Genomic DNA, 23,269 nt, shown 5'->3' with positions numbered 1-23,269 from the left:
CCACTCGTCCCCGCCCGAGACAATCATGATGCAAGAGTCCCCGAACCTGCTGGTCTTTTCCGGCAACGCCAACAAACGTCTGGCGCAGAACATCTGCAAGGAACTGGGAGTACGCCCGGGCAAGGCGCTGGTCTCGCACTTCTCCGATGGTGAAGTGCAGGTGGAAATCGAAGAGAACGTCCGCAAGCAGGACGTGTTCGTGATCCAGCCGACCTGTGCGCCGAGCGCGGAAAACCTGATGGAACTGCTGGTGCTGATCGACGCGCTGAAGCGCGCATCGGTGGCCAGCGTGACCGCCGTGGTGCCGTACTTCGGCTACTCGCGCCAGGATCGCCGCATGCGTTCCTCGCGCGTGCCGATCACCGCCAAGCTGGCGGCGAAGATGTTCAGCACCGCTGGCGCTGATCGCGTGCTGACCGTTGACCTGCACGCCGACCAGATCCAGGGCTTCTTCGATATCCCGGTGGACAACGTGTATGCGTCCCCGTTGCTGCTGGCCGACATCTGGCGCGCCTACGGCACCGAGAACCTGATCGTGGTGTCGCCGGACGTGGGCGGCGTGGTCCGTGCCCGTGCAGTGGCCAAGCGCCTCGACGATGCCGACCTGGCGATCATCGACAAGCGCCGCCCGCGCGCCAACGTCTCCACCGTGATGAACATCATCGGTGATGTCGAAGGCAAGACCTGCGTGATGGTCGATGACATCGTCGATACCGCCGGCACCCTGTGCGCCGCTGCCGCTGCCCTGAAGGCGCGCGGTGCGCTCAAGGTCGCTGCCTACTGCACCCACGCGGTGCTGTCGGGCCCGGCGGTGGACAACATCACCAATTCCCAGCTCGACGAGCTGGTGGTGACCGATACCATCCCGCTGAAGGACGCAGCGCGGGTGTGCAGCAAGATCCGCCAGCTGAGCGTGGCGGAAATGCTGGCCGAGACGATGCGCCGCATCGCCTTCGGTGAGTCGGTCAGCTCGCTGTACGTCGACTGATTTTTCGTCCCCGCCGGCAACGGCAGGGACACACCGGGCGCTTCTGGTCGCGGAAGTGCCTTCAACCGCCAAGTCGCAAGGCAAGGCAACAACTGAGTAGTCGAAAATGTCGAAGACCCATGAAATCAAGGTCACAAAGCGTGAACTGCAGCGTAAGGGTGCGAGCCGCCGCCTGCGTCACGCTGGTGTGATCCCGGCGATCGTGTACGGCGGCAACGCCGAGCCGGTCGCCATCAGCCTGGACCACAACGAAATCTGGCTGGCCCAGCAGAACGAGTGGTTCTATGCCTCGATCCTGGACCTGAACCTGGACGGCCAGGTGCAGAAGGTGCTGCTGCGTGACATGCAGCGCCATCCGTACAAGCAGCTGATCATGCACCTGGACTTCCTGCGCGTGAACGAGAACGAGAAGCTGACCGCTTCGGTTCCGCTGCACTTCATCAACGAAGACACCTCGCCGGCTGGCAAGGCTGCCGACGTCGTGGTCGCCCACGAACTGAAGGAAGTGTCCATCAGCTGCCTGCCGAAGGACCTGCCGGAGTCGATCGAAGTCGACCTGGGCGAGCTGAAGGCTGGCGACATCGTGTACCTGTCGGACATCAAGCTGCCGAAGGGCGTGGAAATCCCGGCGCTGGCGCTGGGCAAGGACCACGACGACGCCATCGTCACTGCCAAGCACGGCAAGGGCGAAGCTGCCGACGCTGAAGAAGCAGCGGCTGCCGAGTAATGCCTTCGCGGCGCCTGCCTTCGGGCAGGCGCCGTACTGGCATGTACCAGGAAGATCCAATGGCAGGATTGCGACTGATCGTCGGTCTGGGCAACCCCGGATCGGAGCACGCCCGGACCCGGCACAATGCCGGGTTTCATTTCGTTGAGGCCTTGGCTGAAAAAGCCGGCGCGCGCTGGAACGTGGACAGCAAGCTGTTCGGGGAGACTGCCAAGGTCGAGATCGCCGGGCAGACGGTGTGGCTGCTCAAGCCCGCCACCTTCATGAACCTCAGTGGCAAGTCGGTCACCGCCGCACAGCGGTTCTGGAAGATCGAGCCGGAAGAAACCCTGCTGGCCCATGACGAACTGGACCTGGCGCCCGGCGTGGCGCGGCTGAAGTTCGACGGTGGCCACGGTGGCCAGAATGGCCTGCGCGACACCATCCGCCTGCTCGGCCACGGCAAGTTCCACCGCCTGCGCGTGGGCATCGGCCATCCCGGCCACAAGGACCGCGTGGTGGGCTGGGTGCTCGGCCGTCCCTCCAAAGACGACGAAGTGCTGATTTCGCGCGCCATCGACGATGCGATCGACGTGCTGCCGCTGGCGGTGCAGGGCGATTTCAGCGAAGCGATGAAGCGGCTGCACACCCCGAAATAATTGGCCCGGTAGGTACCGACCGTTGGTCGGTACGGAGAATGATTGGAAAAGCAGCGCCCATGTTGCTGCTTCCCCAATCACTTTCACCCCAGAGAGCTGTCACCCATGGGTATCAAATGCGGCATCGTCGGCCTGCCCAACGTCGGCAAGTCGACCCTGTTCAACGCGCTGACCAAGGCGGGCATCGCCGCGGCCAACTTCCCGTTCTGCACCATCGAGCCGAACGTCGGCATCGTGCCGGTGCCGGATCCGCGCCTGAACGAGCTGGCAGCGATCATCAACCCGCAGAAGGTCATCCCGACTGCGGTCGAGTTCGTCGACATCGCCGGCCTGGTCGCCGGTGCCGCTAGCGGTGAAGGCTTGGGCAACAAGTTCCTGGCGCACATCCGCGAAGTCGATGCGATCACCCACGTGGTGCGCTGCTTCGAGAACGCCGACGTCATCCACGTCAACAACAAGGTCGACCCGATCTCGGATATCGAAACCATCGATACCGAACTGGCGCTGGCCGACCTGGACAGCGTCGAGAAGGCACTGAACCGTGCCGAGCGCGCCGCCAAGGGGGGTGACAAGGACGCGGCGGCGCGCAAGCCGGTGCTGGCCAAGCTGCAGGCGGCGCTGTCCGACGGCAAGTCCGGTCGTTCGGTCGGCCTGGACGAGGAAGAGAAGGCGCTGGTGCGCGATCTGTTCCTGCTGACCCTGAAGCCGGTGATGTACATCGCCAACGTGCTGGAAGACGGTTTCGAGAACAACCCGCACCTGGATGCCGTGCGCGCGCATGCCGCCGCTGAAGGCGCGCAGGTGGTGCCGGTGTCGGCCGCGATCGAAGAAGAGCTGTCCCAGCTCGACGACGAAGACCGCGATACCTTCCTGGCCGACCTGGGCCTGAGCGAGCCGGGCCTGAACCGCGTGATCAACGCGGCCTACAGCCTGCTCGGCCTGCAGACCTACTTCACCGCTGGCGTGAAGGAAGTGCGTGCTTGGACCGTGCGCAAGGGCGCCACCGCCCCGCAGGCTGCCGCTGTCATCCACACCGACTTCGAGAAGGGCTTCATCCGCGCTGAAACCATCGCGTATGACGACTTCATCAAGTACAAGGGCGAAGCCGGCGCCAAGGAAGCGGGTCGCCTGCGCCTGGAAGGCAAGGAATACCGCGTGCAGGAAGGCGACATCCTGCACTTCCGCTTCAACGTCTGATCCAGCGGTAACGGATCGATCCCGAACGCCCCGCCTTGTGCGGGGCGTTCGCGTTTCTGGAGATGGACAAAAAAACACCACGTTGCGAAACGCTTGCGGTGTGATGTTCGCCGGCACTTGTCCACAGCAAACTCCCATCGCTTTCCACGTCGGATGTGGAAAACCGCGCGGCGGCCTGTAGAGCCGAGCCCACGCTCGGCTCAGGTTGGCATCAGCCGAGCATGGGCTCGGCTCTACAAGGCTTGCCCGTGTGGCGTGGACAAATTTTCACCACGCTCCGAAACGCCTGCAGCGCAACACTCGCGCCCACTTGTCCACATCAAGTTCCCATGGCTTTACACGTGCTGTGTGGAAAACCGCGGCAATGCCTGGACAAAAAAGCACCATGCCTTGAAACGATTGCCGTGCATGGCTCGCGCCCGCTTATCCACACCAAACCCCCATCGCTTTCCACGCGCGATGTGGAAAACCTGCGGAGCTACGCCTGGCTCAACGCCGGGTGGCGGGCGGAACGGTCGGCTGCGCGCTTGCCACGGCGTCTGCATTGACGGTGATCTGTACCCGCTCGGCATAGCGCGCCGAGGGGTGCGCAATGGAACGGCCCGACAGCAGCGAGCATCCAACAACGGACAGGCAGGTGGCCAGCAGCAGTACAGCGGTGATGAGCTTCATTGGATTCTTCCGGTGTGGAGGTCGTTGTAGGTTGCGCCGAATGTCCAGCCTCCACCGCAAGGTGGCGCCGGAACCGGGCGCATTGGGCGCGCGAATGGTTGCTCGCATGCGGCACTGTCGTACGATGGATCAACATCGCCTCGCAATACTCACGCGGCAACCGCGCAAGGATACTCGGCAGAATCCCATGTTCAGTCACATCACCGTCGGTACCAACGATCTTGATACAGCGGCCATCTTCTACGATGCCCTGCTGACTCCGCTCGGCATGCGCCGCCGTCCGGTCACGCCTGATGGTGGCCCGGCCGCGGCATGCTGGGTGACGGCGCACGCTGCGCTGCCGCGCTTCTACGTCTACGCGCCTTATGACCGTGAACCGGCAAGCCATGGAAACGGCAGCATGGTGGCGTTCCTCGCGCCCTCCGCGGACGCGGTGGATGCCGCCCATGCGGCAGGCCTCGCTGCCGGCGGCACCGACGAGGGCGCGCCAGGATTGCGGCCGCACTACGGTGCTGGCTACTACGGTGCGTATCTGCGCGATCCAGATGGCAACAAATGCCACATCGTCCATCGTGGAGACCTGGCCTAGAGCGCGCGCAGCACGGGTGCTGCGATGGCGGCACCCGTCACTGCCGGATTCCCGGCCAGTTACTGGATATCCCCGTACGAACAACCGACCGCGACCCAGCCGGGAGAGTAGCTGAGGTCCACCAGCACGCGGACGTTGCGGTTGTTGCTCAACGCTTTGCGGTAGTCCATGCCTTTCCAGCCGTATGTGGCTTCCATCGCCGCCTGGTCGGGGCGCGCGGACATGCCGCCGATGCGATCGACGATCTTCCTGCCGTGCGCCAGTTCTTCGCCGAGTGGAACACGGAATGCCAGGTGCATCTCGGTCGTGCTGGACATGTTGACCAGATCCGAGGTTTCGCCCCAGGCCCTGACGGGCGTCTCGCTGTTCCACAGGATGAGTGCGGAATCTCCGCCGACCTCACTGTGCACGAAGTCCTGCACCTGTTCGGCGTTGATCCGTTCTACAAAGCTGCTCACTTCCTCAGCGGAGAGCTTGCACTCGATCAGGCGCGACAGCGTGGATGCCGTGCTTTCCTGAGCCTGGGTGAGGGCAGGCGCAGACAGGGCCAGCAGTGCAGCGGCGATGGTTCCAATCCTGATGTTCATGGCATTCCTGGAGGTGTGGGTTCAAGAATCGGACGCTGCGGTAGAGCGGCCGTGCATCTGGCAACGGCGATGCGTACAGACAGTCGCAAAGCGATCAGCGCCCGGCCTCTCATCGAGGTGCGTTGCCGTCGGCAGCGCCCTCTGCCGGCGCAGAGGCTGCGCTGGGGGCGGCGACCGTCGCGGTCGCAACCGAAGGCAGGTATCCCTCGCGGCAGACGGGATTCACCACGCGCTCCCAACCGCCAGAGCCCGAACAGCTGAAGCACCCTGAGACGAAGGCCGGAAGCATGAGGCAGGCCAGAAGCCTTGCAAAGCATCTGATGCGCGGTCCTTGCATGTGCTGCTCCTGCGGGCTGCCTTGCGGTAAATGGCCAAAGAGCGCTGCCATCTGCAGGATTGTATGGGGGCTCTTTGCTGTGCACCAATCCGGACCGCTGTCCGGGCATCCCTGCCCGGTGCTTCCCTGTACCGCGTCCCTTCAACACCAGAGGCTGTGGTGCAACCCGCTACCAGCGATAGGACACGCCGAGCTGCGCGCCGATATCGCGGAAGCCCATGCCACCGCTCTGCCGGCTGATCTCGCCCCAGCCCCGCCAGCCACCGGAAAGATTCAGCTGCACACCGGCCTTGGCTTCGTAGATGTCGCGCGGCAGCTGCCGCTGCAACCGCTCGCCGTCCATTGCCAGGCCCGCACCGTTGCCTCCGGACCACCAGTTCACCGCAACGAACGGCTGCACCTGTCCTTCACCCTGTGTCAGTGAACGCGTGTACAGGCGCATGCCGACGCGCGTGGTGGTGCTGTCCTTGTCGCGGCCTTCAACGACCGTACCATTGGCTTCGACCACGGCGTCCGCATCGTAGCGGCTGTGCAGCACCTGCAGCTGTGGTTCCAGGTAGATGCCACGCGCTGCGCTGCGCTGCAGCGGCAGCACATAGCCGGCCTCGGCCGAGGCTGTCCAGCTGTGCGATCGGTAGCGTTCCTTCTGCAGGCCTTCGCCCTGCACGCTGTTGCGGAAGCGGCCGTACTGCAGCCAGCCATCCACGTAGGCGCCGCCGTCCATGCGCGCATCCTGCAGCCACGTTGCATACAGGCCGATGCTGCTGCCAATGACCTCGCCCCGTGCTGTGTAGCCGGTCACCTGAGACCGGCTGTCATTGCGTGCCCGGCCCTGGCCCGCCATGACGCCCAGCTGCAGTTGGCCACCGGCATTGGCCTCGAAGCGGCGACCGACGCCCAGCAGGACGCTGCTCAGTCTGCTGTCCACATGCACCTGCTGGCCGCGGCCATGGCTGTCGGGTTGGCTGCTGCGCACCTGGGCCCATGCGATGGCGTTGCCGTCATCGTCGGCTGCAGTGGCGGGATCGCCGCTACGGTCATGCAGGCTGTGCCGGAACATGCCCAGCGCGGCGTTCTGGTTGGCCAGGTATGCAGCGGGTTCAGGGCGCTCCACGCGCGGTGGTTCAGGAGGCAGCGGCGGGTCGATCGGCGGCTGCACCGGCGGATCGATGGGGGGGCGCGGCGGATCCACTGGCGGATCGATTGGCGGGGTCGGCGGGTCGATCGGCGGATCGGGTGGCAGCGGCGGGTCGACCGGCGGCACATATTCCGAGCGCAGGTACCAGTTGCCATCATCGGGGGTGGAGATGCCGCCCTTGAACAGGAAGTAGTCGTAGGCCCCCGCGACTGCACGCCCGTGCAGAGTAAACTGCGCATCGGACTGGCCGCTGACGCTGATCAGGCGGATGCCTTCGCGGGTGAGCGCGCCTGCACCGCCCGCGTTGCGTACGCTCACGGTGGCTGTGCCACGGCTGTCGCCCTCGATCACCAGCTGGTCGCCCAGCGATGCATCGTCACCCAGTGCGCGGTTGAACAGCCACTGCCCACCGTTGCCGACGTAGTCGCCGGTTACGGTCACGGTCTTGAAGCCGTCGGCCCCGGGCGCAACGAAGGCGATGGTGCCAGCGTGGTCCAGGGTGGCGACGCTGGAGTCGGCGCGCACGTCCCACTGGCTGCTGCCATCGATCGCCAGCTGCGCGACCTGGTAGCCCGATGCATTGCGCAGCGCGCCGCTGAACCGGGTGCCGTTGCGCAGCGTCATCCGCACGTTGGCGGTCGCGCTATCGACGACCACATCGCCGGTCAGGCGACTGTTGTCAGCGGTGAACAGAATGTCCGCGGTGGCGACCGAGCTTCCGTCGGTGAACACCGTATCGCTGACCCGCAGCAGGCGGCCATCGTCGAGTTCGCCTTGCTGGCGGGCGACGACATCGGTGTTGTTGAGTGTCAGTTCGTGGTTGCTGCCCTGCAGCCACAGCGCGGGGCCGTCCTCGGTCTGCAGCTGGCTGTTGTTGAATACCAGGCGGTTCCAGTACGGCCCGAACGCAGTGAGGTAGGAGCGGTAGGCTCCAGAGTTCGCGCCCTGCGCATGGATGCGCAGGCCATCGGCAGTGAGCTTTGCGGTGTTCATCTGCACGATGCCGAACGAGGAGGTGCCGCGCGTGGTGATCGAACCTCCCTGCAGTTCTGCATCCGCCGTGCTGCCACCCAGGAACACGCCACCGCCGCCGTTGCCGTACGTGGTGATGTCCAGGTCTTTGGCCCGGATCCGCGAATACGGTGTTGGCGGATTGCTGCCTGAAGCGCGCAGGCCGTACACGCCCGCGCCATGGGTGTCGATGCTGCCCCCGGTGATCGTCGCGGTTCCACCCCAGACGTCCACGCCATGGCCGTAGCCATTGTCACCGAAGGTGCTGATCACCGTATCGGTCATGTCGGCCAGCGAGTCGGCGCCCGACAGCCACACGCCGGAGTTGCCATCGCGCACGGTGAAGTGGGCGCCGTGGGTGGTCAGCTTGCCCCAGCTGTTGACGTTGACACCGTAACCGCCAACGGTCTCGAAGCGGCCGCCAGTGATGTCACCGCTGGAGTACACCCGGTTCGCACTGTTTCCCAGCAGACGGATGCTGCCGCCATTGGCAGTGGCACGGCCACCTTCAATCTGCAGCGTGCCGCCGTTGTAGATGTCGAAGTAGCCATTGCTCGTGTCCACGTCGCGCAGTGACAGCACGCTGCCGCTGCCGCTGGCCGACAGGCGGCCACTGGAACCGTTGCTGGCTTCGGCGAAGGTCATGGACAGCGCGTCCAGCGACAGCAATGCGCCGCCCTCGGCGTAGACACCACGGTTGGCACCATTGCTGATCGTGGTGCCCGACACGTGCAGCTCACTGCCGCGGCCACTGGAGTAAAGGGCATGCCCCTCGCTGCTCACGCTGCCGCCATTCAACCAGAGCTTGCCGCCGTTGGTGGCATTGACCGTGCCGTAGCCGGAGCTGTTGCGATAGGCATCGATGACCAGGTTGTTGGCCCGGATGACACTGCCTGCCCCACTTGCATTGAGTGCATAGCCAGCGTTGTCGGTGACATTGCCGAGCTGGATGTGGCCGCCTTCAATCAGCACGGTACCGCCCGCCATGGCCTGGATGCCACTGCCCCCGTGGGTGATGTCGATGCGGCTGCCATCGATCGTGGCAGTGCTGCCGGCTCCATTGACATCCAGTGCGAAGCCGCCACCCGAGTGCAGCAGGCGGTCGTCCGCACCCAGCTGCAGCGATTCGCCATTGACGACCTTCAGCGGGCCTTGCAGCTCCGCTGCCTGCACGGGCAACGCCGCCCACAACGCAGTGGCAAGCAGGCTGGGAATCACGGGATGGCGCGCCACGCGCGCGCAGTCAGGCGCACGGCGCTGCCGTGTGGGGGAGGCATTCATGCTGATGGATTTCCTGTGGCAGGGCGCAGCGCGGCTGCGCGGACGGGCGCGGCGAAGCCGCGTCGCTGCGGAAGCCACACGTGACGGCGCCTGCAGGCGCCATCAGGCTTCCGCCCCCCACGGCGATGCAGCAACTGCCTGCGAGCGCACCGTGGCGGGATGTCTCCAGCCTAGAAATCGGCGCTGTCCGATGGAATCAGGCGTTTCCTAAAGCCATTGCAGGTCCCGGCCCAAGACCTGCAGGGTTCAGCCGGGAGCAGGCCTCAGGCGAACAGCGAGGCCTGCAGGCAGTACTCGATCAGCGCCTGGTCGCTGTCCACGCCGAGCTTGCGCATCGCGCTGATCTTCTGCGTGCTGACGGTCTTGGCGCTGCGCTGCAACTGCCGGGCGATGTCGCTGACGCTCATGCCGCCAGTGAACAGCCGGATTACTTCCAGTTCGCGCGGCGACAGCCGGGCCCGCAGGGTATCGGCATCGGCCGGATCGCCGGCCGCGATCGGCAGCAGGCCCGATGGCCGGTAGACGCGGTCGGCCAGTACCACCCGCAGTGCCCGCACCAGGCTGCCCAGGCCATGGCTCTTGAGCACCACGCCGCCGGCGCCAGCGGCATACATTGCCGCCACCAATGACGGGTTGGACACCATCGTCAGCACCAGCAGGCGGGTGTCCGGGAAGCTGCGCCGCAGGAACGAGATCAGCTTGATGCCGTCGCCGAAATGGTCAGCACCGGGCATGCTGTAGTCGGTGATCACCGCCTGCGGCCGGGTGCGTGTCATCAGGTCGATCAACGTGGCAGGGTCGGCGGCTTCGCCCACCACTTCCAGGTCCAGCTCGGCGGCAAGGACGTCGCGGATGCCGGCAAGCACGATCGGATGGTCGTCGGCGATGAGGATCCGTGTGGTCATGGCGAACTCGGGGTGTCAGGAGGGGAGGGAGAGGGGGTGCCCAGCAGGGGCTGCAGCAGCAGCTGCAGCCGCCGCTGGAACGCGGCCAGCGGTCCAGCCAGCTCTGCCAGGCCACTGCCCTGCGCGATGCGCTGTTCGATCAGCAGCCCGCTGTCCACCAGCGCAGGTGCGCCGACGATGACCAGCGCGCCACGGATGCGGTGCAGTACCTGCGCCACGCGTCCGGGATCGGCCTCGGTGATCGCCTGGCGCAGGCTGTCCAGATCGGCCTGCATGGTCTGCACGAACAGCACCTGCATCTTCGTGGGAACCTGCAGGGGAGGATCATCTTCGCCTGTCGTGGCCGGCGCAGGAGCGTCGATCGGCGATGGCTGCGTCTGTTCGGTCGTGATCCGGAGCAACAGGCGCTGCAGCGCTTCGAGGGTGATCGGTTTCACCAGTACGCCCTGCATGCCGGATTCCTGGCAGCGCTGGCGTTCGGCAGGGTCGGCATTGGCCGTGGCGCCGTAGATCGGCACATCGACATTACGGGTGCGAAGCGCGCGTGCCAGGCCATACCCATCCAGCCCGGGCATGTTCAGATCGGTCAGTACCAGCCCGAATGCCCCTTGCTGCCAGTAGCCCAGTGCTTCGTGGCCATCACTGGCGACCACGGCGCGGCAGCCGAGCCGTTCCAGCTGATCGCGCAGGATCGCCTGGTTGATGGGATTGTCCTCGGCCACCAGCACCTGCAGGTCGAAGCGCCGTGGTGCCGGCAGGCGGCCTTCGGCACTGGCCGCCAATGGCTGACCGCTGGCGGCCGCCAGTGCGATCACGATCGCATCGAACCGATGCAGGCCCACCTGCCATGCGCCGGCCAACAGCTGAGGTCGCACACTGCCTTCGCGGCAGGCGATCACATGTGGGCCACCGCCAGCGTCCGGCAAGGCTCCATCCAGTACCACATCGAGCAGGACGGAGGCCGATGCCTCACCAGCTGCACGCTCCTCCCGGTACACGTTCGCATGCGCGCCACGTTGCTGCAGGCGCTCGCACAGTGACTGCACCAGTTCGCGGACGCTGCCACGGACCTGCACCTGCAGGGTGGGGGGCAACTGGGGTGCGGGCGACTGCTGCGGATCCGGTGGCGCCGTCGGCAATGGCAGTTCCACACTGAAGCTGCTGCCCAGGCCGCTTTCGCTGACCACGCGCAGGTGACCATCCATCAGTTCGGCAAGATGGGCGCAGATGGCCAGGCCCAGGCCGGTCCCCCGCATGGCATCGGTGCCGGGATTGGCCTGGAAGAATGGCTCGAACAGATGCGACTGGTGTTCGCTGGCGATGCCGATACCGGTATCGGTCACCTGCCACTGCAGCCAGCAGCGCTGGTCCTGCCAACGCACCGATCCGCGTACAACGACGCGTCCACTGTCGGTGAACTTCAGTGCATTGCTGATCAGGTTGTTGAGTATCTGGCGGATCCGTGCGGCGTCCCCGCACAAGGACGCTGGCACGTCGGCATCGATGCAGGCATAGAACTGCAGTCCCTTGTTCGCTGCCGCAGCGGCATAGGAGTCCAGTGCGTCCTCTGTCAGCCGTACCGGATCGAACGGGCTTGGCTCCAGGCTGAGTTGCCCGGCCTCGGCCTTGCTGACGTCGAGGATGTCGCTGATCAGCTGCATCAGGGTCGAAGACGAGCGCTGGATGGTGGCCAGATAGTGCTGCTGCCGCGCGTCCAACGGTGTCAACCCGAGCAGTTCGAGGGTGCCCAGCACGCCATACAGCGGGGTGCGGATCTCATGGCTCATCGTCGCCAGGAACTGGCTCTTGGCGCGGTTGGCCTGGTCGGCGGCGCGCCGCGCCTGCTGCAGCACCTGCTCGGCTTCATGCTGGCTGCTGAGATCGATGAACAGGCAGAGCACCGCCGGCTCACCGCGATAGCGCGCTGGTGTCGCTTTCACCAGCAGGTGACGGCCGTCGGGCGTGTTGTAGGCCAGGCCATCACCAAGCGTGGTGCCGCCGGCAGCCATCACGCTGCGTCGCCAGGGGCCATGCCACCCGCCGCCGAGGTGATCTTCACCCAGCCAGCTGCGGGCCAGCGCGTTGTCCAGCAGCACGTTGCCGTCGGCGCGCCGCAGCAGGCACAGCCCGATCGGTGCATTGTCCAGGATGGTGCGGCTGAAGGCCTCGCTTTCCAGCAGGCGCGCGTGGTTGCTGCGCAATGGCTCGATGACCGATCGGCGATATGCACGCAGTACCAGCGTGCCGCCCAGCGCCAGCAGCAGGGCGACCAGCACAGCCCCCAGCAACGGGCCCTGCGGATGCTGGAAGATCTGGCGCCAGCTTACGTGGTAGACCGCCAGCCAGCCGCGTTCGCTGCGCATGAGAAAGCGCAACCCATCCAGGCCCGCCTGCCAGGAGGTGCCGGCGTCGCTGATGTCAGCACCGTCCCCCAGCAGCCGCCGGCCGCTGGCATCGAACAGCGACAGTCGCTGGAATACCGGGACGCCCAGCACCTGCCGATAGTCGTCAACGCGCCCGGGGTCGAGCAGGCAGGCCAGTGCGGCCAGTGAGCCTTCCTCCGTCTGTCCCCACAGGCGTGCGTCCTGCGGGGCATGGGCGATGGCCAGCAGCCGGGTCTGCCGATCTCGCCAAGGCACCGCAACCCAGGCGATGCTGCCGCGCTGCAGGCTCGGTTGGGCACCCAGTACACGGTGGATGTCGGCAATTGCCGGGCGCAGGTGATGCGGGCTGTTCTGGCTTGCGTCTGCGCCGGTCATCTGTACCGGCGCCAGCAGCCCACGCGTACCCTGTCCATCGACCAGCAGGCACTGTGGCGGAGGGTAGTGCGAGGCCGACCAGAAGGATCCGTAGAAGCGCAGGAAGCGGTCGCCCAGCTCGGTGGGTGCCGGGGAGCGGGTGCCTTCGTCGCCGATCAGGGCGAAATCGGCGAACAGGGGCCCGCGTTGCAGCTCCACGCTGGCATCGGGTATCGGTTGCCCGCGTGCACCGACATCATGCAGCCGCCACTGGCGCAGGAAGCGTTCCTGTTCAAGCAGCGTGCCGTCGAGACGGCGGAAGTGGTACTCGATCTTGCTGCGCTCTTCGCGCAGCAGCTGCGTGCCGGTGGACAGCAGCAACCCGGCCTGCAGGGTGGCCAGCACCACCACGCCGATCAGCAGGGCATGGACACGCAGGGAACGGCGAGCGAGTCGGCGTACGGGAGCGGCCTCGGCCGGCATGGCAGGTCTCGAAGCAGTGGGCGGTCAGCGGCAACGCGAGGCGACGGGCGAGTGCCTGACGCTACTGCACAGACAGGATCATCAATGCCGCTTGATGGAATTGTGAAGCCGTTGTGGAGCAGGCTTCAACGCAGGACGGCCCGTGGCGTTTCATCCGCGTGCGGCGCATCGTCGTCCAGCAGCCGGGTGAACTCGTCCGAAGGCAGCGCCTGCGAAATCAGGAAGCCCTGCACCTGGCTGCAGCCGAGCCGACGCAGCACGGCCAGGTCGGCATCGCTTTCCACCCCCTCGGCCACAATGGTCAATCCCAGCTGGTTGGCCAGCGCGATGATCGTTGACAGGGTCAGGTGCAGGGCCGGATCGCGGGCGCAGCCGCTGACCAGCGCGCGGTCGATCTTGACCTCGGTAAAAGGCGTGTTGACCAGGTTGTGGACCGAACTCAAGCCCTGCCCGAAATCATCCTGGGCCAGGCCGAAGCCCTTCATGCGCAGGCGGCAGGCACCGGCATAGAAGTCACTGACGTGTCGCGTGGTGCTGTTCTCCATCAATTCGAAGCACAGTTCGCCCGGCGTGCCACCCAGTGCCAGGGTCAGCGCCAGCAGCTCATCGGGCAGATCGGACTGCTCGAGCAGATGGGGCGGCAGGTTGATGGAAACCGGCACCCGGAAGCCCTGCCTGCGCCAGCGCGCCTGCGCTTTGATACTGGCCGTGAGCATCATCCGCAACAGCTCGCCTTCCAGCCCATGGCGGCACATCGCTGGCAGGAAGCTGCCCGCTGCCAGCGTTCCCAACACGGGATGGCGCCAGCGCACCAGCGCCTCGGCAGCGACCACCCGCCCGGACTGCAGCGACTTCTTCGGTTGGAACCAGGCCGTGAGACTGCCATCGGCCATCGCCTGGCGCAGTTCCCGTGCGTCGGGTTCGGGCCGCACGGTTGCCTGCATGGATGAGGCATCCAGCGACGGTCGCGCCTGTGCCAGCGCTTCGAACAGGGTATCCACGTCGGCGGCTGCGACAGGCTTGGGCAGCAGGCCGATCACATCCAACCCCAGCGATTCGGCCATCAACCGTGCCGAAGTCATCATCCGCCGTGGTGCGGCGCTGACCACCGCAAGGCGGGGTGGGCGCGGCTGGGCCGCCAGTGCCTGGATGAACTGAATGCCGTCCTGGCCGGGCATCAGCAGGTCGCTCACCACCAGATCGTAGGGCTGGCACGCACACAGCGCGATGGCGGCGTCCACGTCTTCGCAGGCGTCGACCTGCACTCCCGCGCGGTTGCCGAACAGATTGGCAAGGAAGCCGCGTTGGAACGGCTGGTCCTCCAGGATCAGGACACGCTGGGTCATGCGGGGTCTCCTTGGCGCAGTGCGGTGAGTGCCTTGCGCAGGCGGGCGATGTCGATGGGTTTGCTCAGGTAGCCCTGCATGCCGCTGGCCAGGCAGCGCTCGCGTTCCTCGGCGGTGGCATTGGCGGTGGCGCCGATCACCGGCACTGGATTGCCGTCCTCACGCAGCTGGCGTGCAAGCGCATGGCCATCCATGCGCGGCATGTTGATGTCGGTCACCACCAGGTCGAAGGCCTGCTCGCGGCACAGCGACAACGCTTCCACGCCGTCCTGGGACAGCGCCACCGTGCATCCCAGGGTGCGCAGCTGCTCGGCCAGGATCACCCGGTTGATCGGATTGTCCTCGACCACGAGTACGCGCAGGTCCAGCGGGATCGGTAGTGTCGCGCGCTCGGCTTGCGGCAAGGCCGCACGCTGTTGCTGCAAGCGGGCGAGGGCATTGCCGATCGCAGTCATGCCATGCAGGGTCACCACCAGGCTGCCGTCGGCCGCTTCGCTGGGCTGTTCACCACCCTCGATCGACGCCACCACGCGAGGGCCCGTCCAGGCCAGTGGCATTGCGGCTTCGCCATCCATCAGGATCGCGCCGTCATGGTCGAGCAGGGTGGGGTCGCCCTGCAATGGCTGCGCATTGGCACCCCAGCGGCGCAGCCAGCCGCACGCGCTGTCGACCAGTTCGCGGTCGCGGCCGCGTACCAGCACCGGAGGCTCGGGGTTGAGTACGGGCCCGTCCTCTGCAGCGGCCAACACCGGCAACGGCAGGCGCACGCTGAAGCTGCTGCCCAACCCCGGCTCGCTGACCACCTGCAGTTCGCCACTCATCAGGCGTACCAGGCGGTCACTGATGGACAGCCCAAGGCCAGTGCCCTGTGCACTGGCCGCACCCCGCACCTGGCGGAATGGTTCGAACAGGCGCGCCTGCTCTTCCGCAGCGATGCCCACGCCGGTATCGGTGACCTGCCAGACCAGTACGCTCGATTCAGCTTCGCGCTGCACCTGGCGCACGCGCAGTACCACCCGGCCGTGCTCGGTGAACTTGATGGCGTTGCTGAGCAGGTTGCCGAGCACCTGGCGGATCCGATCGGCATCGCCGAGCACGCGTGTCGGCAGGCGGGGGTCGGTGCACACCAGGATCTGCAGCCCCTTGCAGGTGGCCGAGGCCGCGAAGCTGCGCAGCACGCTTTCAGTCAGTTCGCGCGGTGAGAACGCCGCCGGTTCCAGGCTGAGCTGGCCGGACTCGATCTTCGAAACATCCAGCACATCGCTGATCAGCTGCAGCAGCACCGACGACGAGCTTTCGATGGTGCGCAGGTACTGTGACTGGCGCGGATCCAGCGTGGTATGGCCGAGCAGCTCAAGCGTGCCGAGGACGCCGTACAACGGAGTGCGGATCTCATGGCTCATGGTGGCCAGGAAAGCGCTCTTGGCCTGGTTGGCTGCATCAGCGGCCTGGCGTGCGGAGGAGAGTGCGGCCTGCGCCTGGCGATGGCGTGAGATGTCGTGGAAGACGCACAGCAGTACGTCGTCGCCCTGGTAACGGCAGGCGGCGTGCAGCACCTGCAGCTGGCGGCCATCGCGGGCAGTGAATTCCAGGCCATGACCACGCTCACCGGCATGCCCGCGCCACGGTGCCTGCCAGTCGCTGTCTGCGCCTTCCTCGCCCAGCCAGTCGCGCAGCACCTGGTTGCAGAGCAGCAGATGGCGGTCGCTGCGACGGAGGACGCAGATACCGGCCGGCGCCATGTCGATCACCGTTGAACTGAAGTCCAGGTTCTCCAGCAGGCGACGGTGCTGCTGCAGCGCCGGCTGGATGAGCTGACGGTCGACCCGATGCCGCAGCAGGCGCAGGGCGACACCCGCAAGCAGCAGCAACAACGTGCAGACCAGCAGCGGCACCGCCAGGTCACCCAGCAGCAGTGGCGGCGGCAGATGGTAGACCAGCCGCCAGCCATCATTGCCAACGCTCTTCACCAGGGCCACGCCGCGCGGCAGCCCACCGCTCCATAGCGTGCCGAAGCTGTCGTCCTGGCGTTGCCGCAGTGTGTCCCAGCCTGCACTGTCCAGACGGGGCGCCTGGCTGGACAAGGCCGGAGACCCTTCCCGGTCGAGCAGTGCATAGCCACCGATGCCCTGGCCATCGATCATGCCTGCGGCGGCGGCATCGTCGAGCAGGAGCAGCAACCACTGCATCGGGCGCGGGCCCGCCTGTACCGGCTGGGCCAGCGCCACGCCGGTTTCGCCCGGGCGCATCCAGTACACGGGGTCTGCGCCGTCGAGGCTGCCGCCGCGGGCCTGCAACGCGCGCAGTGACGGCAGCTGGGCGAGCTCTACATCGATCGCTGCACCGGCCAACCCGTGAGCGCCGTCTGCATCGATCAGCAACAGCCGTGTCTGCAGCGCCTGCAGCGTGTTCTCCGCGCGTGCTGAAAGCAGCATGCATTGGCCCGGCTGGCCTCCAGGCCCATCCAACGGAATCCGGCGCACGCCTTCGCCTTCGCCTGCTGCCGTCTGCGCGGCCGGGGCGCCCTTCACTACGGAATCGCCGAGGTAGCGCAGCAGGGCTTCGCGCTGGTCGAAATAGATCTGCGCCTTGTAGGCGGCAGCGTTCATTTCACGGCGATGAGTCGAGATGTCCTCGGTGAACGCTGTAAGCAGATAGAAGCCCGCTGCAGCCGCCAGGCAGATGAACACGCACACGGTCAGGCAGCGCAGCAGCACGGATGCGGTGGTTGGCGGCGCAACGGGCGGCAGCGAAGGGCGGGGAATCCGGAACATGGACCGATGCTAGAGATCGCTGCCGAAGTGACGGAATCAGCTGTTTCCTAAAATCCCCAGCGGGCCGGCCCTGGCCGCGCTCCCGCGCTGGCTCCATTCAGGCAGCGCAAAAAAGAAACCCCGCCGAAGCGGGGATCTTCCGGAACGGTACCTGCGGCAGCTTACAGCGCACTGCCGCCGAACTTGTGCGTGTACTGCAGGTTGATCGTGCGGCCGATGCTGTCGAACCAGGACACGTCGTAGTACGGATACGCGGTGTACGAGGCGTCCTTCGGCGGCATTTTGTTGAACACGTTGACCACCGACAGCGACAGGCGCGAGTGGTCGTCGAAGCGGTACTGCAGCGACGCGTTGTAGCGGTAGGTTGCCTTGATGTACGGGCTGTCACCGCTGTCCCACTTGAACACCTGGTCGTAGCTGTCCGAGGTCGGCAGCTTGCCCAGGCGCGAACCGTAGACCGTGGCCGACCATGCAGCCTTCTCCCAGGTCACGCTCAGGCTGGTCTTGGTGCGCGGGATGTCGAAGTTGCTGTTGACCGCGAACTGGTCCTGGATCGGATCACCGGGGTAGCGCTGGAAGTCGTGCTTCTTCACCCAGGTGTGGGTGCCGTTGAGGATGAAGTCACCGATGCCGGTCTGCAGGCGGTAGCGCAGGCCGATGTCGATGCCGGAGGTCGATTCGCGGGCGACGTTGATCGGGGCGACGCGCACGCCGTACAGGCGGCCATCACTGGTGCGGGTGATGCGGTCGAGCGCGTCCACGCAGGTCGGCGAGTTGATGTCGGCACTGCCGAGGCGGCAGTTCGCTTCGCTGGCCAGGATCGTGCGCACGTCCATGTCCTGCACCTGCTTGCGCATGTCGATGTCGAACCAGTCCACCGACAGGTCCAGGCCGATCGCCGGCGACCAGACGAAGCCGGCACTCCATGAGGTGCTGGTTTCCGGGTCGAGCTGGCGGTTGCCGGTGCGGCTGCGGATCAGGTTGCGCTCGTAGTCCGAACAGTCGGTGGCGCCGTCGGCGCGGCAGCTGTACAGGTCCTCGGCGCTGGTCTCGTCATTGCCTGGGCCGGCGAAAACATAGTGCAGGTCCGGCGCGCGGAAGGCGGTGCCGTACGAACCACGCACCAGCAGGGTGTCGATCGGGCGCCATTCCAGGCCGCCGCTCCAGGTCGCCTTGCCGATGGTGTTGCCGGAATAGCGGTACTGGTCGTAGCGGCCGGCCACGCTCAGGTTGACCGTTTCGTGCAGCGGCATGCGCAGCTCGGCGGCGGTGGCCCAGCGGTTGCGTGAGCCCTTGCCGTCCGAATCCTTCCAGCTGTAGTAGTAGTACTGGGTGGCCAGCGGATCGGGGTTCAGCGAATACGCCTGCTGGCCCACTTCCACCGTCGCTGCGAAACCGGCATCGCCGCCCGGCAGGCCGAACAGCGCCGAGTTGGTCACGGTGAAGGCAGCTGTTTCGGTGCGCGATTTCGGCGAATAGGAGGTGCGTGCAGCGATCGAATCGTACTCGGCGCGGGTCAGCGGCCGGTACAGGCGTGATGGGTCGGCGTTGTAGATCGGGAAGCCATCATCGTCCACGCCCAGCTGCGGGCCCAGGAACAGGTCATTGGCCTTGGCGGCGATGATCTGCGCCCAGCTGATCCGCGACTGGTACTGCGAGTGGCTCAGGGCCGCTTCGTAATCCCAGTTGCCGGCCAGATTGCCCTTGAAGCCGGTGGTCACGCTGAGGGTCTTCTGCGTGCTGCGCACCATCGCATTGCGCAGGCCGCCCATTTCTTCAGGCGAGAACTGGCGCTGCCAGAACTCGATCTCGCCGGTGGCCTGGTTGTTGAAGTAGCCCGACTCATCGCCATTGGCATCCATGCGGCCCCACTTGGTGACGTCGCGCATCAGCGACATCGTGTGGTAGCCCAGCTGCACATCGGCGAACCACTGCTGGCCGTTGTCGAAGTCGTAGCTCAGCGAGGCGTAGCCATTGGCGCCGCGGCGCTTGCTGAGGATGGTGCCGTAGCCGATCGAGCTGTCGCTGCCGCAGTAGTAACCGTACTTCGGCCGATAGGCACGGTAGGTGCTGCCCTGGTTCTGCCCGGCCAGCGCTCCGCAGGTGGCCGCGCCCGGATCCAAGTAGTCATCGTTGTAGTCGGTGCGCAGATACGCGCGGCGGGCGATGCGCGAGCCCTCGGTGGGGCCGTCCTGGGTCGAATCCTGGATGTCGCGCTCGTAGGCCCACAGCGGGGTCTGCGATTGCAGTTCAACGCTGTACACGGCATTGAAGTTGCCGTGGCTGAAGCCGCTGGCGATGCTCACGTCGAACGACTCGCCACCGCCTTCGCTGGTGGTGCCCATGCGCATGTCGACGGTGGTGCCGTCGGCCTTCTTCTTCAGGATGAAGTTGACCACGCCGGCGATCGCATCCGAGCCGTAGATGGCCGAGGCGCTGCCGGTCAGCACTTCGATGCGCTCGATCATGCCCAGCGGGATGTTGGAGACGTCGGTGAAGTTGCTCCGGCCCTTGAACGGCATCGGGAAATCGGCGATGCGGCGGCCGTTGACCAGCACCAGCGTGTGGTTCGGGCCCAGGCCGCGCAGGTCCACCTGCTGGGCGCCCGGCGAGAAGTCGGCGCCGCTGGACGACTGCTGGCTCTGCGTCTCGCCGCCGTTCTGGGTCATCGACCGCAGTACGTCGGGCACGGTGGTGAAGCCGCTGGAGCGGATCTGCTCGGCGCTGATCACCGTGATCGGGGCGGGGCCTTCAACCTGGGCGCGCGGAATGCGCGAACCGGTGACCTGCACCGCGTCCAGCTGTTGAACCGAAGAGGAAGCCGGAGCCTGGGCCGCCGCGGAAGCAGCCACGCCCATCAACGCCAGCTGGATCGACCACGCCATCGCCTTTCTACGCATGAGGAATTCTCAGAAATGAAGCCGGCCCGCAGAGGTGGGGCCCTATCCCCCATTCAGATTTCCGGAATGGGCGCGCGCATTTAACGCCTTTTTTATGTCCTTGACTACTGGGTTCCTATCTGGCAAAGAGTGAAAACGCTTGCAAGTCGATTTTGTTCAGGGAGATCAAGATGCGACGCCTCCACAGAACCCTGCACGGCCCCTTTGCCTGGCTGGCGCTGCTGGCCCTGGCCTGGCCGCTGGCGGCGCCTGCGCAGGACCTGCAGGGCCCCGGTTTCGCCTATTACGAAGTCGGTGATCTGGAAGCCCCCCGGCCTGGTCCGCGCGCGCCAGCGATGATGCTGATGGGGGGCGGCGAGTGGGTGCCCGAGGCCTTCCAGTGGTGGCTGAAGCAGGCCGGCAACGGCCGTGTGCTGATCCTGCGCGCGTCGGGCAGCGATGAGTTGCAGGACCGCCTGTACCGGGACATCGGCGGCACCACTGCCGTGCAGACCCTGGTCTTCGACAATCGCCGTGGCGCCGACGATCCGGCGGTACTGCGCGTGGTCGCGGCGGCCGACGCCATCTTCATCGCCGGCGGCGACCAGTCGCGCTACATCCGCTTCTGGAAAGGCACCGCGCTGAACCGTGCACTCAATGCCCACGTGCGTGCCGGCAAGCCGATTGCCGGCACCAGCGCCGGGCTGGCGATCCTGGGCGGCTATGCCTATGGCGCGTTGGACGGCGGCAGCATCAGCTCCGCCGGTGCGCTGGCCGACCCGATGGGCAGCGCGGTGACCATGGACAGCGGTTTCCTGCAGATGCCCTATCTGCAGCGCGTGGTCACCGACACCCACTTCGACAAGCGCGACCGCCTCGGCCGCCTGATCGTGTTCGTCGCCCGCGCCGTACAGGACAGTGGCGACCCGGACATCGTCGGCATCGGCGTCGACGAGGACACCGCCCTGTGCGTGGAGCCGGATGGCCAGGCGCAGGTCTACAGCGCTGACGGCGAAGGCAAGGTCTGGGTGGTCAGCCCCGGCCGTGACGCCGACCGCCTGGTCGAAGGCGAGCCGTTGCGCTTCCACGCCGTGCCGGTGACCGTGGTCGCCAGCGGCAGCCGCATGCGGCTGGACGATTTCCAGGCCGAGGCCGACTACCAGGCCGTGGCCGACGTCAGCGACGGCGAGATCGAAGTCGTGCGACGGTAGCGCCGGGCCATGCCCGGCGGCCTTGCCGCATCGCGGCCTTGCCGCATCGCTCTTTCCGCCGGGCATGGCCCGGCGCTACCGAACACTCCCTGGAGACGTACCCGATGAAACTGCGCCTGGCGCTGTCCACTCTGTTGTCCCTGCCCATGCTTGCCCAGGCCGCACCGGCAGCTTCACCGCTGTTGGTCATCCACGGCGGCGCCGGCGTCGAGCGCAAGGACCTGTCACCGGCTGAAGAGAAGGCCGCACGTGACGCATTGAGCGCCGCCCTGCGCAAGGGCCATGCGGAACTGGCCGCCGGTCGTCCGGCGCTGGCGGCGGTCACTGCGGCGATCACCGTGCTGGAGGACGATCCGACCTTCAACGCCGGCAAGGGCGCGGTGTTCACCCACGATGGCCGCAACGAGCTGGACGCGGCGGTGATGGATGGCGCGACCCAGGCCGCTGGTGCGGTGGCCGGCGTGCAGCGGGTGCGCAATCCGATCCTGCTGGCGCAGACGGTGATGCAGAAGTCCCGGCACGTGATGATGGTCGGGCAGGGCGCCGAGTCCTTCGCGGTGGAGCAGGGCATGACCCTGGTCGATCCCTCGTACTTCCGGACCGACAAGCGCTGGCAGCAGCTGCAGCGGGCACTGAAGGAAGAGGCCAGTGGCCAGGCGCATGCCGACCTGGAGACTGCCAAGCACTTTGGTACCGTCGGCGCGGTCGCGCTGGATGCTCAGGGCCATCTCGCCGCCGGCACCTCCACCGGTGGCATGACCAACAAGCGCTACGGCCGTGTCGGCGACTCGCCGATCATTGGTGCCGGTACCTGGGCCGATGCCCGCTGTGCGGTGTCCGGTACCGGTTGGGGCGAGTACTACATCCGTACCGCGGCCGCGCACGAGATCTGCGCGCGCATGCGCTACCAGGGGCAGACGCCGGAGCAGGCCGGCAAGGGCGTGATCAACGAGACGATCCCGCAGATGGGCGGTGACGGCGGTGCCATCGTGCTGGCCGCAGACGGGAAAATGGCCACGCCGTTCAACACCCAGGGCATGTACCGCGGCTGGATCGGGGCCGACGGAATTCCCCATGTGGCAATTTTCGCCAGCGAGCCCCTGCCGGTGCCCGGGCAATAGCCTTGCGTATCAATGGCTTTGCGACGCATGTGAAAAAAAGTGAAAAAAAGCGTTGACAGGTCCCCGCTTCATCTCCAGAATTGCGGGCTCACCACCACACACCGCAACGCTTCGGCGGCACGGAATGGGGTGGTAAGGAGGGATACCCAAGCGGCCAACGGGGGCAGACTGTAAATCTGCTGGCTTACGCCTTCGGTGGTTCGAATCCACCTCCCTCCACCAGTTTCACGTTGTGACATTCCCGGCGCGGGAGTAGTTCAATGGTAGAACCTCAGCCTTCCAAGCTGATGGTGCGGGTTCGATTCCCGTCTCCCGCTCCATTGAATGAACTTTGAATATTATCGAGTTCATGTCATAATGCAAAACTCGGCTCACGTAGCTCAGTCGGTAGAGCACTTCCTTGGTAAGGAAGAGGTCGAAGGTTCGATTCCTTTCGTGAGCACCATCTTAAGCATCACCTCTCAGACGAATTCGAGATAAGCAGCCATGGCCAAGGGTAAGTTCGAGCGCACCAAGCCGCACGTCAATGTCGGCACCATCGGTCACGTCGACCACGGCAAGACCACGCTGACCGCCGCACTGACCAAGATCGGTGCCGAGCGCTTCGGTGGCGAGTTCAAGGACTACTCCTCGATCGACGCCGCGCC

16 protein-coding genes and 3 tRNA genes are annotated in these 23,269 nt (G+C 66.0%); 11 read left to right on the top strand and 8 right to left on the bottom strand.

The window, feature by feature from the left end; all coding sequences use genetic code 11:
• The first annotated feature begins 28 nt into the window (after positions 1 to 28).
• The 4 genes from AC0Z6F_RS19825 (at position 29) to ychF (ending at position 3,550) form a co-directional block, all read left to right on the top strand.
• Entirely contained in the window at positions 29 to 988 is a 960-nt protein-coding gene (locus AC0Z6F_RS19825; protein WP_005415400.1) for a ribose-phosphate diphosphokinase, read from the top strand.
• Between the two features lie 106 nt (positions 989 to 1,094).
• Positions 1,095 to 1,715, top strand: a complete 621-nt coding sequence (locus AC0Z6F_RS19820) for a 50S ribosomal protein L25/general stress protein Ctc (RefSeq protein ID WP_065722838.1) — start codon at positions 1,095 to 1,097, stop codon at positions 1,713 to 1,715.
• A gap of 59 nt (positions 1,716 to 1,774) precedes the next feature.
• Positions 1,775 to 2,353, top strand: coding sequence for an aminoacyl-tRNA hydrolase (gene pth / locus AC0Z6F_RS19815; RefSeq protein WP_004144977.1), 579 nt, complete (start codon positions 1,775 to 1,777; stop codon positions 2,351 to 2,353).
• 105 nt (positions 2,354 to 2,458) lie between these two features.
• Positions 2,459 to 3,550 carry a redox-regulated ATPase YchF gene (gene ychF, locus AC0Z6F_RS19810; protein ID WP_004144978.1) on the top strand — a complete coding sequence of 364 codons (1,092 nt, stop codon included), beginning with the start codon at positions 2,459 to 2,461 and terminating at the stop codon, positions 3,548 to 3,550.
• A gap of 489 nt (positions 3,551 to 4,039) precedes the next feature.
• On the opposite strand, the gene AC0Z6F_RS19805 is transcribed toward ychF, so the two are convergent.
• Positions 4,040 to 4,222, bottom strand: coding sequence for a hypothetical protein (locus AC0Z6F_RS19805; RefSeq protein WP_012510144.1), 183 nt, complete (start codon positions 4,220 to 4,222; stop codon positions 4,040 to 4,042).
• 187 nt (positions 4,223 to 4,409) lie between these two features.
• Here AC0Z6F_RS19805 and AC0Z6F_RS19800 point away from each other — a divergent pair, with 187 nt between their 5' ends.
• Positions 4,410 to 4,811, top strand: coding sequence for a VOC family protein (locus AC0Z6F_RS19800; RefSeq protein WP_012510145.1), 402 nt, complete (start codon positions 4,410 to 4,412; stop codon positions 4,809 to 4,811).
• Positions 4,812 to 4,870: 59 nt separating this feature from the next.
• Here AC0Z6F_RS19800 and AC0Z6F_RS19795 read toward each other — a convergent pair whose 3' ends face one another.
• The 7 genes from AC0Z6F_RS19795 to AC0Z6F_RS19765 form a co-directional block, all read right to left on the bottom strand.
• The gene (locus AC0Z6F_RS19795; protein ID WP_004145014.1) at positions 4,871 to 5,398 is read right to left on the bottom strand and encodes a hypothetical protein; all 528 of its coding nucleotides are present in this window, start codon (positions 5,396 to 5,398) and stop codon (positions 4,871 to 4,873) included.
• Between the two features lie 506 nt (positions 5,399 to 5,904).
• Complete coding sequence (locus AC0Z6F_RS19790; protein ID WP_448672828.1) at positions 5,905 to 9,165, bottom strand: autotransporter family protein; 3,261 nt, start codon at positions 9,163 to 9,165, stop codon at positions 5,905 to 5,907.
• A gap of 263 nt (positions 9,166 to 9,428) precedes the next feature.
• Positions 9,429 to 10,070, bottom strand: coding sequence for a response regulator (locus AC0Z6F_RS19785; protein WP_004145080.1), 642 nt, complete (start codon positions 10,068 to 10,070; stop codon positions 9,429 to 9,431).
• Positions 10,067 to 13,291 carry a hybrid sensor histidine kinase/response regulator gene (locus tag AC0Z6F_RS19780; protein WP_100434100.1) on the bottom strand — a complete coding sequence of 1,075 codons (3,225 nt, stop codon included), beginning with the start codon at positions 13,289 to 13,291 and terminating at the stop codon, positions 10,067 to 10,069. Before AC0Z6F_RS19780 ends, AC0Z6F_RS19785 begins: the two co-directional genes overlap by 4 nt.
• A 125-nt stretch (positions 13,292 to 13,416) precedes the next feature.
• Positions 13,417 to 14,637, bottom strand: coding sequence for an EAL domain-containing response regulator (locus AC0Z6F_RS19775; RefSeq protein WP_012510149.1), 1,221 nt, complete (start codon positions 14,635 to 14,637; stop codon positions 13,417 to 13,419).
• Positions 14,634 to 17,411 carry a response regulator gene (locus tag AC0Z6F_RS19770; protein ID WP_012510150.1) on the bottom strand — a complete coding sequence of 926 codons (2,778 nt, stop codon included), beginning with the start codon at positions 17,409 to 17,411 and terminating at the stop codon, positions 14,634 to 14,636. Before AC0Z6F_RS19770 ends, AC0Z6F_RS19775 begins: the two co-directional genes overlap by 4 nt.
• A 161-nt stretch (positions 17,412 to 17,572) precedes the next feature.
• Entirely contained in the window at positions 17,573 to 20,311 is a 2,739-nt protein-coding gene (locus AC0Z6F_RS19765) for a TonB-dependent receptor plug domain-containing protein (protein WP_100434102.1), read from the bottom strand.
• A gap of 170 nt (positions 20,312 to 20,481) precedes the next feature.
• Between AC0Z6F_RS19765 and AC0Z6F_RS19760 the strand changes: the two genes are divergently transcribed.
• The 6 genes from AC0Z6F_RS19760 to AC0Z6F_RS19735 all read left to right on the top strand — a co-directional run.
• Positions 20,482 to 21,501 (top strand): cyanophycinase, encoded by a 1,020-nt coding sequence (locus tag AC0Z6F_RS19760; RefSeq protein WP_448122601.1) that lies wholly within the window; start codon positions 20,482 to 20,484, stop codon positions 21,499 to 21,501.
• Positions 21,502 to 21,605: 104 nt separating this feature from the next.
• Positions 21,606 to 22,622 (top strand): isoaspartyl peptidase/L-asparaginase family protein, encoded by a 1,017-nt coding sequence (locus AC0Z6F_RS19755; RefSeq protein ID WP_012510153.1) that lies wholly within the window; start codon positions 21,606 to 21,608, stop codon positions 22,620 to 22,622.
• Positions 22,623 to 22,758: 136 nt separating this feature from the next.
• Positions 22,759 to 22,844 (top strand) — tRNA-Tyr (locus AC0Z6F_RS19750).
• Positions 22,845 to 22,868: 24 nt separating this feature from the next.
• Positions 22,869 to 22,942 (top strand) — tRNA-Gly (locus AC0Z6F_RS19745).
• A gap of 49 nt (positions 22,943 to 22,991) precedes the next feature.
• Positions 22,992 to 23,067 (top strand) — tRNA-Thr (locus tag AC0Z6F_RS19740).
• A 41-nt stretch (positions 23,068 to 23,108) separates the two neighbouring features.
• Positions 23,109 to 23,269 (top strand): GTP-binding protein (locus AC0Z6F_RS19735; RefSeq protein WP_353761873.1); only part of this gene is annotated, 161 nt, incomplete at its 3' end.

This window comes from Stenotrophomonas sp. 1L-E-5-B-C3, from assembly GCF_057292075.1.
Note: the sequence above shows the minus strand (reverse complement) of the source record. Positions and strands in the feature narration are given on the sequence as shown.

Excerpts from the sequence above, each read along its gene's own strand:
- AC0Z6F_RS19825 (WP_005415400.1), top strand. The coding sequence starts at position 29 with ATGCAAGAGTCCCCGAACCTGCTGGTCTTTTCCGGCAACGCCAACAAA.
- AC0Z6F_RS19820 (WP_065722838.1), top strand. The coding sequence starts at position 1,095 with ATGTCGAAGACCCATGAAATCAAGGTCACAAAGCGTGAACTGCAGCGT.
- pth (WP_004144977.1), top strand. The coding sequence starts at position 1,775 with ATGGCAGGATTGCGACTGATCGTCGGTCTGGGCAACCCCGGATCGGAG.
- ychF (WP_004144978.1), top strand. The coding sequence starts at position 2,459 with ATGGGTATCAAATGCGGCATCGTCGGCCTGCCCAACGTCGGCAAGTCG.
- AC0Z6F_RS19805 (WP_012510144.1), bottom strand. The coding sequence starts at position 4,222 with ATGAAGCTCATCACCGCTGTACTGCTGCTGGCCACCTGCCTGTCCGTT.
- AC0Z6F_RS19800 (WP_012510145.1), top strand. The coding sequence starts at position 4,410 with ATGTTCAGTCACATCACCGTCGGTACCAACGATCTTGATACAGCGGCC.
- AC0Z6F_RS19795 (WP_004145014.1), bottom strand. The coding sequence starts at position 5,398 with ATGAACATCAGGATTGGAACCATCGCCGCTGCACTGCTGGCCCTGTCT.
- AC0Z6F_RS19790 (WP_448672828.1), bottom strand. The coding sequence starts at position 9,165 with ATGAATGCCTCCCCCACACGGCAGCGCCGTGCGCCTGACTGCGCGCGC.
- AC0Z6F_RS19785 (WP_004145080.1), bottom strand. The coding sequence starts at position 10,070 with ATGACCACACGGATCCTCATCGCCGACGACCATCCGATCGTGCTTGCC.
- AC0Z6F_RS19780 (WP_100434100.1), bottom strand. The coding sequence starts at position 13,291 with ATGCCGGCCGAGGCCGCTCCCGTACGCCGACTCGCTCGCCGTTCCCTG.
- AC0Z6F_RS19775 (WP_012510149.1), bottom strand. The coding sequence starts at position 14,637 with ATGACCCAGCGTGTCCTGATCCTGGAGGACCAGCCGTTCCAACGCGGC.
- AC0Z6F_RS19770 (WP_012510150.1), bottom strand. The coding sequence starts at position 17,411 with ATGTTCCGGATTCCCCGCCCTTCGCTGCCGCCCGTTGCGCCGCCAACC.
- AC0Z6F_RS19765 (WP_100434102.1), bottom strand. The coding sequence starts at position 20,311 with ATGCGTAGAAAGGCGATGGCGTGGTCGATCCAGCTGGCGTTGATGGGC.
- AC0Z6F_RS19760 (WP_448122601.1), top strand. The coding sequence starts at position 20,482 with ATGCGACGCCTCCACAGAACCCTGCACGGCCCCTTTGCCTGGCTGGCG.
- AC0Z6F_RS19755 (WP_012510153.1), top strand. The coding sequence starts at position 21,606 with ATGAAACTGCGCCTGGCGCTGTCCACTCTGTTGTCCCTGCCCATGCTT.